Source organism: Cytophagaceae bacterium (assembly GCA_016722655.1).
In the GTDB taxonomy this organism is placed as follows: Bacteria; Bacteroidota; Bacteroidia; order Cytophagales; family Spirosomataceae; genus Leadbetterella.
The window spans coordinates 3,394,171-3,408,010 of the sequence record JADKIR010000004.1 but is presented as its reverse complement, the minus strand read 5'-3'; the positions used below and the strand labels follow the sequence as shown (position 1 = coordinate 3,408,010).

The 13,840-nt window shown below is 35.7% G+C and carries 16 protein-coding genes; 13 read left to right on the top strand and 3 right to left on the bottom strand.

The window, feature by feature from the left end; genetic code table 11:
* Positions 1-106: 106 nt before the first annotated feature.
* Positions 107-568: an Lrp/AsnC family transcriptional regulator gene (locus IPP61_15435; protein MBL0326550.1), complete on the top strand. Its 462-nt coding sequence runs from the start codon at positions 107-109 to the stop codon at positions 566-568.
* Between the two features lie 6 nt (positions 569-574).
* On the opposite strand, the gene ppk2 is transcribed toward IPP61_15435, so the two are convergent.
* Complete coding sequence (gene ppk2 / locus IPP61_15430; GenBank protein ID MBL0326549.1) at positions 575-1,483, bottom strand: polyphosphate kinase 2; 909 nt, start codon at positions 1,481-1,483, stop codon at positions 575-577.
* Between the two features lie 485 nt (positions 1,484-1,968).
* Between ppk2 and IPP61_15425 the strand changes: the two genes are divergently transcribed.
* From IPP61_15425 to IPP61_15395, 7 genes are all read left to right on the top strand, one after another.
* Entirely contained in the window at positions 1,969-2,835 is an 867-nt protein-coding gene (locus tag IPP61_15425) for a transketolase (protein MBL0326548.1), read from the top strand.
* Positions 2,836-2,869: 34 nt separating this feature from the next.
* Positions 2,870-3,823 (top strand): transketolase family protein, encoded by a 954-nt coding sequence (locus IPP61_15420; protein MBL0326547.1) that lies wholly within the window; start codon positions 2,870-2,872, stop codon positions 3,821-3,823.
* A gap of 55 nt (positions 3,824-3,878) precedes the next feature.
* On the top strand, positions 3,879-4,424 hold the full coding sequence (locus IPP61_15415; GenBank protein MBL0326546.1) for an RNA polymerase sigma factor: 546 nt from the start codon (positions 3,879-3,881) through the stop codon (positions 4,422-4,424).
* Between the two features lie 45 nt (positions 4,425-4,469).
* Positions 4,470-5,132, top strand: a complete 663-nt coding sequence (locus tag IPP61_15410) for a hypothetical protein (GenBank protein MBL0326545.1) — start codon at positions 4,470-4,472, stop codon at positions 5,130-5,132.
* Positions 5,133-5,169: 37 nt separating this feature from the next.
* Positions 5,170-5,610 carry a Spy/CpxP family protein refolding chaperone gene (locus IPP61_15405; GenBank protein ID MBL0326544.1) on the top strand — a complete coding sequence of 147 codons (441 nt, stop codon included), beginning with the start codon at positions 5,170-5,172 and terminating at the stop codon, positions 5,608-5,610.
* A 125-nt stretch (positions 5,611-5,735) separates the two neighbouring features.
* Positions 5,736-6,941, top strand: coding sequence for a hypothetical protein (locus IPP61_15400; protein ID MBL0326543.1), 1,206 nt, complete (start codon positions 5,736-5,738; stop codon positions 6,939-6,941).
* Between the two features lie 11 nt (positions 6,942-6,952).
* Complete coding sequence (locus IPP61_15395) at positions 6,953-7,807, top strand: hypothetical protein (protein MBL0326542.1); 855 nt, start codon at positions 6,953-6,955, stop codon at positions 7,805-7,807.
* Between the two features lie 78 nt (positions 7,808-7,885).
* Here IPP61_15395 and IPP61_15390 read toward each other — a convergent pair whose 3' ends face one another.
* Complete coding sequence (locus tag IPP61_15390) at positions 7,886-8,329, bottom strand: hypothetical protein (protein ID MBL0326541.1); 444 nt, start codon at positions 8,327-8,329, stop codon at positions 7,886-7,888.
* 449 nt (positions 8,330-8,778) lie between these two features.
* Positions 8,779-9,345: an HXXEE domain-containing protein gene (locus IPP61_15385; GenBank protein MBL0326540.1), complete on the bottom strand. Its 567-nt coding sequence runs from the start codon at positions 9,343-9,345 to the stop codon at positions 8,779-8,781.
* A gap of 463 nt (positions 9,346-9,808) precedes the next feature.
* Between IPP61_15385 and IPP61_15380 the strand changes: the two genes are divergently transcribed.
* The 5 genes from IPP61_15380 (at position 9,809) to IPP61_15360 (ending at position 13,815) form a co-directional block, all read left to right on the top strand.
* Positions 9,809-10,246: a cold shock domain-containing protein gene (locus tag IPP61_15380; GenBank protein MBL0326539.1), complete on the top strand. Its 438-nt coding sequence runs from the start codon at positions 9,809-9,811 to the stop codon at positions 10,244-10,246.
* A gap of 20 nt (positions 10,247-10,266) precedes the next feature.
* Complete coding sequence (locus IPP61_15375; protein ID MBL0326538.1) at positions 10,267-10,461, top strand: cold-shock protein; 195 nt, start codon at positions 10,267-10,269, stop codon at positions 10,459-10,461.
* Between the two features lie 204 nt (positions 10,462-10,665).
* Positions 10,666-11,913 (top strand): hypothetical protein, encoded by a 1,248-nt coding sequence (locus IPP61_15370; protein MBL0326537.1) that lies wholly within the window; start codon positions 10,666-10,668, stop codon positions 11,911-11,913.
* Between the two features lie 69 nt (positions 11,914-11,982).
* Positions 11,983-12,840: an acyl-CoA thioesterase II gene (locus tag IPP61_15365; protein ID MBL0326536.1), complete on the top strand. Its 858-nt coding sequence runs from the start codon at positions 11,983-11,985 to the stop codon at positions 12,838-12,840.
* A gap of 6 nt (positions 12,841-12,846) precedes the next feature.
* Positions 12,847-13,815, top strand: a complete 969-nt coding sequence (locus IPP61_15360) for a nitronate monooxygenase (GenBank protein MBL0326535.1) — start codon at positions 12,847-12,849, stop codon at positions 13,813-13,815.
* Positions 13,816-13,840 lie beyond the last annotated feature (25 nt).

Below are 13,840 nucleotides of genomic sequence, written 5' to 3'. Positions count from 1 at the left end.
TAAGATAAAAAATAAAGTATAAGATAAAAAATATAGATATTTTATCTGAAAAAATTGCAATTCGATTGTGTTTTATCTAATATTGTTATCATTTTCTTGAATTAATATGAAACTTGACGAAACCGACAAAGAAATAATCAGGCATTTGCAGCAAGACGCCAAATTGACGACCAAGGAATTGGCAGGTAGGTTAAACCTATCTCCAACCCCGGTTTATGAAAGAGTAAGAAGACTTGAAAATGAAGGAGTTATAAAAAAATATGTAGCATTAGTCAACAGGGAAAAAGTAGGAAAAGACCTGATGGTACTCTGTAACATAAGATTGAAAGAACACGCACAGGAGGCCGGTGCGAAATTTGTAAAAGCCATTGTATCCATGCCTGAAGTGACTGAATGCCTCAATATATCTGGTGATTATGATTTTTTGCTAAAAGTAGTGGTAACTGACATGAGAGAATACCAGTCTTTCATTATGAACAAACTGGCTTCCCTCGAAAATATCGGCTCGACTCAGAGCATTTTTGTTATGGGCGAAATCAAATCTGAAACGGCTTTTGAACCCGCCTGAAATATCCTAATTATCCACCTGAATGGCCCTTCTATGGTATCTGGTTATTATATCAGGATCAGGCAAAACCCGAACAGTTGTGGCTTTGTTTGAATATGGAATCTGAGATAATACATATCTGATACTCTCCAATCGGGCCTTCATTTTGTTATTTGCTTTTACAATTATCCATGGACTAAACGACACATGGGTCTTATTGAACATTTCCTCTTTGTATTTTGTGTATTCATTCCAGCGTTTTTGGGCTTCCATATCAACCGGACTCAGTTTCCACTGCTTCAATGGATTAGATTTTCTTGAATTAAATCGCCTTAATTGTTCTTCTTTGGAAATCGAAAACCAGAATTTAATGATGATAATACCATCTTCATAGAGCATGTGCTCAAACTCTGTCACCTGTTGCATAAATCGCTCATATTGAGTTTGATTACAAAAGCCCATAACCGGCTCTACCACAGCCCGATTATACCAACTCCGGTCAAAAAACACAATTTCTCCTTTATTGGGCAATTGTTTGATATATCTCTGAAAATACCATTGCCCCATTTCATCATCAGTAGGTTTTGGCAAAGCCACTACTCTCAAAGCCCTCGGGTTCATATGCTCAGTAAATCGCCTGATTGTTCCTCCTTTACCGGCAGCATCCCTTCCTTCAAGTAATATCACCACTCTTGCCCCACTTTCCTGAACCCACCTTTGGAGTTTTACCAGCTCTATCTGCAGCTTTTCGAGCTCTTCTTCGTATTTCAGGGTTTTAGAGAGTTTCTGTGGATCCGCATTTTTCTCCTTAAAAAACTCAACCAACTTATTTTTGGAATTTAAATCTGAAAGTTCTCCAAGAGTCACGGTAACATTCCTCCAATCGGAATCAAGCTGAGCAGGTAATTGAGGTTCAGCTACTTCCGGTTTCTCCATTTTCCCATTCTTGTTTGAGTTTTCCTTGATTGCTTCCTTAATTGGTTTGGTTTTGGTTGCAATGTCAGTTCTCTTAGGTTTGGTTGTTGTTTGTTGTTTAGCCATTTTTTTTCAAAAGCTTATATTGGTAATTTTATACTTTAATATTTAAAAATAAATTCAATAATAATAATTTCTTATGACATCTGGATTTTGCAGTTGATGATAAATATCATAAAATCAGTTTTTTCGTTCAGACTATTTATCATTTAGGAAAAAGAAATAATTTATACAAAAATAATTGATTGATAATGTGTTTTAAAACCTGCAATAGAATAATTCCCTGACAGATTTTCACAAAATAAATAAGAAATTATTGGCAAAATAAATTTATTAAGTGTAAATTTGACACGTTATCAAAATATTTAGTTTTTGGATCTAAACATTTAGACCAAAGCATAAATAGTGGTAAATTTGTAAAAATTATAAACAAAATTCTTATTTAGATGCAAACCAAAGAACTTCAGGATATTGCAAGTCAGGTGCGACGCGACATAGTATGCATGGTGCACGGTTGCAAATCCGGCCATCCGGGTGGCTCCTTAGGTTGTGCCGACGTGGTAGTGGCACTGTATTTCCAACAAATGAAAATCAACAACCGCAAAGGAAAAGGCGGCTATATTTCGTTTAAAATGGACGGAACTGATGAAGATTTATTCTTCCTTTCCAACGGCCATACTTCACCACTTTTTTACTCGGTATTGGCACGAAGAGGTTATTTTGGAGCAGCAGAATTAGGAACATTTCGGAAGCTAAATTCCCGTTTACAAGGTCACCCAACTACCCATGAAGGTCTTCCTGGTATAAGAGTTGCCTCAGGTTCACTCGGACAAGGAATGTCAGTGGCAATAGGAGCGGCATTAGCCAAAAGACTTAACGGCGACGATAAAACCGTTTACGTTTTAATGGGTGACGGCGAACAGCAGGAAGGTCAGGTGTGGGAAGCAGCCCAGTTTGCTCCTCATCACAAAGTTGACAATCTGGTGGCAATCATCGATTACAACGGACAACAAATTGATGGTTCAACTGACCAGGTAATGTCAAACCGTGACCTAAAAGCAAAATATAAGGCTTTTGGTTGGAATGTGATTGACATCAAAGAAGGAAACAACATGGAAGCAGTCGTTGCCGGCCTAAGAAAAGCTAAAAGATTAACCGGAAAAGGTCAACCGGTAATGATCCTGCTTCATACAGAAATGGGTGCTGGCGTGGATTTTATGATGGGTAGCCACAAATGGCACGGTGTAGCTCCTAACGACGAGCAATTGGCAGCGGCTTTGGCTCAATTACCAGAAACTTTGGGAGATTATTGATCCCGTATTTTTTATTTCAAATCAGATATTACAGATGAAAAAATATACATACACAGAATCAAAAGACACCCGCTCGGGCTTTGGTGATGCCATGACAGAGCTGGGTGAGTCGCATCCCAATGTAGTGGCCCTTTGTGCCGACCTTGTGGGATCGTTAAAAATCGCTCCGTTTATCAAAAATCATCCGGAACGCTTTATTCAAACTGGTATTGCCGAAGCCAACATGATGGGCATCGCAGCCGGTTTGACTATCGGTGGCAAAATTCCTTATGCCACTACTTTTGCTAACTTCGGTTCAGGTCGTGTTTATGACCAAATCCGCCAGTCAATCGCATATTCTGACAAAAACGTAAAAGTGGCCGTTTCTCATGCCGGTCTTACCCTTGGTGAAGACGGTGCTACACACCAAATATTGGAAGACCTCGCCATGATGCGTGCCATGCCCAATATGGTGGTTATAAATCCTTGCGATTACAACCAAACAAAAGCCGCCACTAAAGCAATTGCTGACTATCATGGTCCGGTTTATTTGCGTTTTGGTCGCCCGGTTGTTCCTGTTTTTACAGCTGCCGATCAAAAATTTGAAATTGGTAAAGCCTGGATGGTAAACGAAGGAAAAGATGTAACCATCGTTGCTACAGGTCATTTAGTTTGGGAGGCCATCAAAGCCGGTGAGATTTTGGAACAGAAAGGTATTGATGCCGAAATCATCAATATCCATACCATAAAACCACTGGATGAAGCTGCAATTTTGAAATCAGTTAAGAAAACCAAATGTGTGGTGACTTGTGAAGAGCATCAGGCAAATGGTGGACTTGGAGACGCTGTTGCTCAAGTACTTACGCAGAATTTTCTTGCACCTCAGGAATATATTGCTGTAAATAATTCGTTCGGGGAGTCCGGTACTCCCGAGGAGCTCATGATCAAGTATGGCTTGAGTGCCGAAAACATCGTTGCGGCTGTTGAGAAAGTTATTTCCAGAAAATAATTAAACCTTTTGAATCCCGGAGCGTCTAAGCTTCGGGATTTTTTTTTACTCCAAAATGAAAGACGAAGAAATTGTTGAACTTTTACAGGATCCATCAAAGCATGAAACGGCTTTTAAGTCTATACTGAAAAGTTACAAAGAAAAGCTTTACTACCACGTCAGGAAAATTGTGATTGACCATGATGACGCCGATGATGTGACCCAGGAAGCTTTTATCAAAATCTGGCGAAACCTTGATAAATTCAGGGGAGATTCAAAGCTCTACACCTGGCTTTACCGTATTGCCACCAATGAAGCCCTGACTTTTCTTCAGAAAAAAAGACGTGATATGTCTGTTTCAATCGATGACAATGAGGTATTGGTCAATCAACTCGAGACTTCCAGAAGTGACAGTTATTACTCAGGCGATGAGATTCAAACCAAATTACAGAAAGCCTTACTAGAACTCACCGACAAGCAAAGGGTGGTTTTTAATCTCAAATATTTTGATGACCTCAAATATGAAGAAATAGCCGAGATTACCGAAACTTCAGTGGGAGGTTTGAAAGCCACTTATCATTTTGCAGTAAAAAAAATTGAAGATTTTTTGACAAAAAATTAAACCTTGGTCAGGAATAATTGTCAAACGTACAAGAATAACAAAAGAATGGATATCGAAACAAACAAAATAAAATCACCTTTCACCGTTCCCGAAGGATACTTTTCGGAACTGGAAGATAGGATTTTATCCGAAGTCAGAGTCCGGACTTTAACAGAAGATCAGCCATTTCAAGCTCCTGAAGGCTATTTTGAAAGTTTTGAAGAAAGAATTTTGGGAGCCATAAAAACCGAAGAATTCCCTAAAGAACAGCCATTTAAAGCCTCTGAGGATTATTTTTCAGAATTGGAAAATCAGATTCTTGGGAAAATTTCTCTGGAAAAAATCAGCAAGAAAGAAGCTTTTCAATTACCTTCTGATGATTATTTTGAAAAAATGGAAGCCAAAAATTTGGAAAAAACTGTTGGCAAAAAACAAAGTCCATTTTTGGAAGTTTTCCGTAACAAAAAAATATTCCGTTATGCAGCCAGTGCAATTATAATTAGTGGTTTAGGTTTCGGATTTTATAAATATCAGGAAAAACCTGCTGACCAGTTTGCCCAAATTTCTTCCGAAGAAATGGTGGCCTATCTGGCCGATCAACCACTTGCCGACACAGACCTTGAGTTGATAGTGACCGAAGCGGGTGACATAAATATTGAGCCCACTTCCACATTGGAGACTGTCTCAGAAAATGAGATAATGAAATATCTGGAAGAAAACGACATTTAAAAATTTACTATAAATTATTGATTTGAAAATATTTAGGATGAAAAAGTTGATATTAATAGTTAGCCTATTGATTTTAGGCATAAGCACTCAGGCTCAGCGACCTGAGGGCGGACCAAAAGGAGATCGCATAAAAGCAATGAAAATTGGGATGATAACTCAGGAATTAAAACTCACTGAGAGTCAGGCAGAGAAATTCTGGCCCATTTACAACGCATATTCTGATGATAGAAATGAGATTTTCAGAGACATTAGACAACTTTCGAGAAACAATCAAAGCCTAAATAACAATGAAGCATTAAAACGCCAGGACGAAATTCTGGATTTAAGGCAGGAAGAAATTAATCTTACAAAAAAATACAGAGATTCGTTTCTAAAGGTTATAAGCCCTCAGCAATACGGCAAACTGATGGAAACCGAAAGGAAATTTAACCAGATGCTTCTCGAAAAGTTAAAAGAAAGAAAAGGAAGAGAAAATTGAGTCCTGCCTGATTTAGTTCAGGCTTTTTTTTTGCATTAAATTACCAATTTTGTAAATTCATTTGAATTAAACTTTTTTTTAATGCTTATTTTTGGGAAATATTATTCAGAAATAATTCATTTCTTTTGTCTTCAAACCCAATAAATATTAAGGATTATACCATAGCCTCCGAAATTGCAGGCACACAGCAAATCAATGATGTAAGAGATTTTGTTTTGAAAAATCCGCTTAAATTGTCTCAGGAAATATTGAGAATGGTGGCAAATCAAATTTCCTTCAATCAAAATATCATTTCAAAAATACCTTCCTGGTCACATATTGGTGGAATAATCGCACCCGAAAAGGTTTCATTGGAACAGTCTTCTTCTGAGTGGACAGCCAAATACAAAAGTAAATTGGTAAATGGTAATATTGGACTAGATCTTACGGGTGGGCTTGGAGTAGATGCATTTTTTCTTTCTAAAAACTTCAAAAAATATATCCATAACGAACCCAATCAATTGTTGAGTAGCATTGTGGCCCATAATTTCAAAATAACAGGAAAATCAAATACCACATTTACACAACAAAAAGCGGAAGATTTTAAAATCGATTCTGATATTGATTTTATCTACCTCGATCCATCTCGTCGTGATGATAATAACCATAAAATGGTAGGCATACAGGACTGCTCGCCTGATTTAAGGCTGATGCTTGACAAATTGATTACTCCGGGTCGCACTATTATGGTAAAATATTCACCAATGCTTGACATAAAGGCTGCTTTGCTGTTACTAAAATATGTGCATCAAGTCTTAATATTATCAGAAAAAAATGAAGTAAAGGAATTGGTCTTTTTAATAGAAGACACTATTATCGCAAATCCGGAGGTAATTTGTGTTAATCTGACTTCAAAGGGCGAAGAACAGCAATTTTCTTTCGATTTTAAACAAGAATCAGAGGCAAACACGATATTCTCAGAACCAATGGCTTATCTTTATGAACCTAATGCTTCCATCATGAAAGCAGGAGCATTCAAGTCGGTAGGAAATAAGTTTTTGTTGGGTAAAATCGCACCCAATAGTCATCTTTACACTTCTGATATTGTTCTGAAAGAATTTCCGGGACGAATTTTTGCCATTGAGAAAGTTTTGCCTTTTGACAAAAAAATATTGGGTGCCGAAGTGCCATCAAAGAAAGCTAATATTTCGGTCAGGAACTTTCCGCTTTCTGTTAATGAAATCAGGAAACAGTTAAATTGGCAGGATGGTGGTGAACAATATATTTTCTTTACCGAAAATTCGATAAAAAAGAAATTAGTAATAATTTGTAAAAAAATTCATTTAACATAAATAATAAACTTATGAAAAAATACTTTTTAAGCCTGATCCTTTTATTGTTGCAAGTTTCATTATTTGCTCAAAGTAAAGTTTATACCGGCAATCATCTTTTAGGAAAAGAAGCCGCCAAGGCATATTATATCATTTCAAACCTTGACGATAAAGAAATTAAGGCTGATTTAGAAACTTTCCTTAAGCCGCTTGGGAAGATTACAAATCCAAACAAATCGAGCTTCAGAGTAGAAAAAATTAAAAACTCACCTATTTCGCCGGAATTGGAAAGCATTGAAGCTCAGATAATTTCAACCAAAAAAATGACTAAGGTAGTTTTCTTTTTCATAGATGAAGAAATGAATTCTTTAAAATCATTTGATATTAAAACCGCCGAAGCTGAGACTTTTGTAAAAGGATTTGAAAATCTTGTGCAAAAAAATCTGGAATTAAGACTTGCTGATGAAAACCTGAAAAATGCTGAAAATGAGTTAGCCGACGCCCAAAAGGAAATCAAAAAACTGGAGAAAAGTCTGGAAAACAATCTTAAAGAGCAGGAAAAACTAGGCAAGAAGTTAGATCAAAGTCCGGAATTGATGGCAAAAGCCCTTTCAGAAAAAGAAGAATTAGTTGAAAAATTATATTCTGAGGATTCTACTGCCAGCGACCTGAAAACCAAAACTGAAATAGAAAAAGCTTCAAGTAAAAAAGAGAAAGAGATCTCTAAAATCAAAAAAGAACAGGAAAAAGCTGAAAGTAAATTAGAAAAAAAAGAAGCTGATTTTGCAAACCTGAAAATAGAATTGATGGGTGCTAAAAAAATTGAAAGAGCACTGGAAATTGCCAGGAAAGATGCTTTTGAATTACTTAGTAACCTAAAAAAATAAATTATTGTTGAAAAAAAAATGGGGCAGCTAAACCAAGCTGCCCATTATTTTTCGAAAAAACTATTACTCCACTAATTTTTAAAATCTTCCGCTATAATTTCGGTTAAAATCCCTTTTTTCTTGAGAAATCATTCGGTTTAACCTGGCCAAATCATGCTCCAGTTCATTGGCTTCTGATCTCGAAATTCTTCCATTTCTCATAAAACGATTTTCTTTTCTCTCAATTCTTTCATATTCATTCCAGAGTCGATTGGCTTCTCTATGAGTTATTAGACCTTTGGCAATACCTTCATTGATCCGCATTTTGGCCTGGTGTTGAAAAGAATTGATTTTATGAACCTTCGAATTATTGACTACATTCCAGTCTTTGTCATATCCCCAGCTTCCTCCATTCCGATCATTTCTTTCAACATGTCCGTACTTTTCTCCATAATTGTCTCTGTCGTATGCCCTGCCATATTGAGCCGAAACACTAAATACCACGATGCTCAAAATTCCGATTGTTGCTACTAACTTTTTCATAATCTTAAAAATTTATCGGTTATCAATTATTTGTAGGTTAGAGTCTGAATCTGTAACAAGGTTTAAATTTCAAATTGTTAATGATTGTTAATGATGATTTCTTGATTTTTTGGTATTCAAAGATCAGGAGAATTGGTTAAAAAATATCATTCAGTTAAATGTCAGATTATCAATATATTATGTAGTAAATTTTATTGATGGTTTATTATTCAAGAGAAAAAAAATCCCGTTAAATAAAAGCTGTATTGACATCCTGGATTTTTTTAGAATATTTAGCAACATTTTTTCCTGATTTTGCGTTTCTTAATATATCAGAATTCAGATATCCTGAAAAAGGAAAAATTATAGTGGTTTATTTTAGGGGTTAGATTAAAGCTCTCGGATTTTCCGGGAGCTTTTCTTTTTTTTTTTGAGAGATTTCTAATCTTTAATGAAAAGGATTAATAAGTTTATGAAAATTTACTCGTGAAAAAAATAGAAACAGGAATAGCTGCTGACCCAAAAATAAAAATGATGATTCCTGAAAGAATATCCTCCTGAGTGAGAAAAGGCTGGATTCTATAAATTAAATAAAATCCAAAGGGAATAAAAATTACTAGGCTCGTAATTAATCCGGGATTGTATCTTTTCAGATAAAAAAACATGAAGGTATGTAGCATTCCGTTGGAAAGAGAAATCAATGCCAATCCCAATGCAAACCAATAAGCAGAATCCCCTAAAATGCCTGATATAATATAAAAAGTCCACGCCAGGCCTACGTTGACCAGTAAAATGCCATTGGTAGTTAAAGGGTATTTTAAAATTTTATTACTTTTAAGTATGGTTTCATTGTAAAATTTCGGGAATTGGCCGGGATAAGAATATTCTTCAAATTGATGAACCAACATCGCAGTAAAATTTAACCAGATAAGTGAATTTATTTCCAGAAATGAGTGATCAGACAGAGCAATATTTATCAAAATAAAGCAAGCCATAAGACCTCCAAAATTTGACCAATATTTCTTAACGATATCCATAGTTAAACAATAATATTTGGAAAAATATAAGATAAAGGAATCAATTAAAAGCTCATTTCTGCGATTATCCCGGCAAAATTAACAATTCGCAGGAATATGTATTATCTTTATAAAATATTTGAGGCTCCTGCCTTTGCTTCTGCTGTAAAAGTATAGAATTTTTTCTTTTTCTCTTCAGTTTTCGCTCTTCCAGATGCCATTTCATATATAGTTCCGGCGAAGCATGGGACTTAATCAGATTTGATATTTGCACTTTTTTAAAATTAAATATCAAGTTTAAATAAATATCCTGACTCAATTTGGAAAATTTAAGGTCATCATAATCAAATGGATTATTAATGGTTTTGATAAAAAATAAGGTTGTTGTCGGGTCGAGCCGATTCTAAACCAAGCGAGATTCGGATTAGAAATTTTGATTTTTAAGTATTCAGAAATAATAGTTTTAATTAAATAGTAGTAAAATATGGCAGAAACTTTTGCAAAAAAAGAAAAAGAAAAGAAAAAAGCTAAGAAAAAGCAGGATAGAGAACAAAAAAGAGAAGACAGGAAATTTAATAATGACAAAGGTAAAAGTCTTGATGAAATGACCGTCTATGTTGACGAGGAAGGAAATTTCCATGATAGTCCGCCTGATTTTAAACCGAGAAAAAAAATTGACCTGAACTCGATTCAGTTGGGTGCCAACACTTCAGTTTCGGAAGAAATGACCGAATTCACTGGTACAGTTGCATTTTTCTCCGATAAAGGCTTTGGGTTTATTGCTGAAGACAATAGTCAAAACAAAGTTTTTGTGCATTCTAACCAGCTCAACGAACCGGTTAAAGAAAAAGATAGGGTATCTTTCGAAAAGGAAAAAACTGCACGTGGATTTAGTGCTATTAATGTTACCAAAATCAAATAAACTATTTAATAAAAATCATAATGCAGGAAGGTACAGTTAAGTTTTTTAATGAGACCAAAGGTTTTGGTTTTATTACTCCGGATGGTGGAGGAACAGATGTTTTTGTTCATTCATCAGGAATTATCAACCCCATCAAACAAAATGACCGGGTACAATTCTTTGTAGAAAAAGGGAATAAAGGTCTAAATGCTGTTAGTGTAAAACTAGTAGATTAAATAATTCTGTCCTTGTAACTTCCTTAACTTATTTTCATGTTTTTTTTAAAATATGAAAGAAATATTCATTTTATTGATTTAGTTTTGGTCGATTTAAGAAATTGAAATTAAGGTTTTTATGCTAAAAAAGCATAAAGTCTTCTCTAAATTTGAAGAGGAAATTTTTTGCTTTATATTTGTAAACCATTTCATATACCCTATAAAATGAAAAAAATCATTGCCGGCATATTTTTTATGCAATTGGCCATAATCCCTTTATATTCTGCTGCCCAAAATCAGGAGAAAAATCCCACTCTTTTTGTCAATTGTCAAAGGACAAAATGTTATTATGAATACCTTGTTTCAGAACTTAGCAGTTTCCTGTTTACAAGGGAAATGTCTGATGCCGATATTCAAATTTTGATTTTAACAGATCAGAATCCTGCAGGAAGAACTTACTATTTATACTTAGAAGGCCAAAAAGAATATTTTGGAAAAAGTGATACAATTACTTTTAATGTGAAAGTTGACGCCACTGACGATATTGTTAGAAATAGAATATTAAATGGTATTAGCCATGGATTGATTAAGTTTCTGAATCCCACTCAAATCGTCGAAATGGCAAAAGTAAATTTTGTAAAACCTAAAAATAAGAAAAGCACTCCCACAAAAGATAAGTGGAATAACTGGATTTTTGGAGTTGCTGGTAGTGGGCGGTTTGAAGGAGAAAGCAATCGTACTGTGGTAAGATTTGACGGTAATTTCAGAGGAGGACGTACTACGGAACATTCCAAATTCAGTTTTTTTACATACTATAATCAAAGAACCAACTCGGTGGTGGTTGATTCGGTTTTAAATGTGGTCAAAGTCAATGACTATGGTTTAAATTCCCTTTACGTAAAATCATTCTCAGACCATTGGGCCTTAGGTGGATTCATAAAAGGTTTTCATAGTGTATATCAAAACATTCAATTTTCAAAAAGTCTCGCTCCCGCACTTGAGTATTCGGTATTTCCGGTAAAAGAATTCAACAGAAGACAATTCCGATGGATTTATCAGGCAGGTATGCGTGATATGGATTATATTGAGACCACAGTATTTGATAAAATTGAAGAATTGCTCCCTTACCAGCAAATAACAGGAATTCTGGGTCTAACACAACCCTGGGGCAATTTCAGGACTGAAATTACAGGCTATCAATACCTCAACATGCTCGACAAATATCGTGTAAGTCTGGAGATTGAACTTTCCTTAAGAATTGCAGAAGGCCTTTCTCTTAGTTTTTATGGAAATGGCTCTCAGATTAATAACCAGATTACCCTTCCTAAAAGTTCTTCTGATGCGTCTAGTGTTTTATTGGGTGGCAGACAATTGGCAACAAACTTTTCATATCTTACCTCTTTTGGGTTGAGCTACACCTTTGGATCAATGAACAACAGTATTGTTAACCCCAGATTTTCGGGAATAAACTAAGGGATTATTCTCTTTTTATTTTAGAAATTTATTTACAAAAAACGAAAAAATACCCGAAATTGCACGGGTATGAACAATATTCACGAATTAGTAAATCTTATTTCTCTCGAAAGACTGAGTGATTCAGTTTTTCTCGGGCAAAATTATCAGGCACCCTGGAAACGAGTTTTTGGCGGTCAGGTATTGGCACAGTCGCTGAGTGCGGCCACTCAAACCGTTGATCCTGAAAGAAAAGCCCATTCTATGCATGCATATTTTCTTTTGGCAGGCGATATAAATATTCCGATAATTTATGAAGTTGAGAAAATTAGGGATGGCGGAAGCTTTAGCACCAGGAGGGTTGTTGCAAAACAAAATGGAATTGCTATTTTTTTTATGTCGGTTTCTTTTCAAAAATTAATTGATGGTTATGGGCACCAAATTGACATGCCCAAAGTGCCCGGCCCTGAAGGATTATTGTCAGATGAAGATCTACTGAAGAAATATAAGCTTTTTGTACCGGATAATATTTTTGAATTGGTAAAAACCAGACCATTTGAGTTTAGAATGGTTGAAAAAGTTAATTTTCTGTCTTTATCTAAAAAATTACCTTTCAGGCACTTTTGGTTTAAATCACATGAGAAACTAGATGTACAGCCAAATATTCATCAACAGCTATTATCCTACGTTTCGGATTATAATCTGTTGACTACAGCCACATTGCCTCATACCAACAGCCCCATTGCTAAGGATTTTTTCATTGCAAGTCTAGACCATGCCATGTGGTTTCATCATGAATTTAGAATTGACGACTGGTTGTTGTATGCCATTGATAGCCCAAGTGCATCGTTTGGAAGAGGTTTTGCCCGTGGAAATATTTTCACCAAAGATGGTGTATTGGTGGCATCTGTTGTGCAGGAAGGAGTAATAAAACCTTTAAAAGAATAAAAAAACATGAACCCTTTTCATAATCTTAGATTACCAGTTGTTGCTGCCCCCATGTTTCTGATATCCAATCCTAAAATGGTGATTGAATGTTGTAAAAATGGAATTGTAGGCACATTTCCGGCTTTAAATCAACGGACTACTGAAGGCTTTGAAGAATGGGTAATCGAAATCAAAACGGCTTTAGAGGATTTCGAAAAAGAAACTGGAAATATACCGGCTCCATTTGGTGTAAATATGATTGTACACCCCACAAATGAGCGTTTGTTAGCAGACATGCAGATAGTTGTTAAGCATAAGGTTCCATTAATAATTACCTCTCTTGGTGCTGTGGCTCAGGTAGTTGAGGCTGTGCATAGCTACGGTGGTTTGGTTTTTCATGATGTAATCAAAAAAAGACATGCTGAAAAAGCCGCTGAAGCAGGAGTTGATGGGCTCATTTTGGTAAGTGCCGGTGCAGGAGGGCATGGGGGAACTTTGAATCCAATGCCGTTCATTGCTGAGGTAAAATCATTTTTCAAAAAAACCATTCTGCTTTCGGGTTGTATCAGTACCGGTCAGGATATTGCGTCTGCTTTACAAATGGGAGCCGATTTGGCTTATATGGGGACGAGATTCATTAATACAACTGAAGCTAATGCCCCTGTTGAATATAAGGAAATGATCAATGAAAGTGGTGCGACCGATGTGGTTTACACTGCAGCTATATCGGGAGTAAATGCCAATTTTCTTAATAAAAGTCTGGAAACAAACGGCATTACAAGTGAAATGCTTGAAAGTAAAGCTAAAATTGATTTCGGAAAAGAGCTGGATGCCGGTCAGGCAGAAGCCAAAGCCTGGAAAACGGTTTGGTCAGCTGGTCAAGGCGTAGCTACAATCAACGATATTTTGCCTTTAAAAGACCTTGTTACGCGATTGAAAACTGAATTTTCTGAAGCTATAATTTCACAGCAAAAATGGTTGGAAATTTATAAATAAACCTGAGAATAGTGTTTTTTCAAAA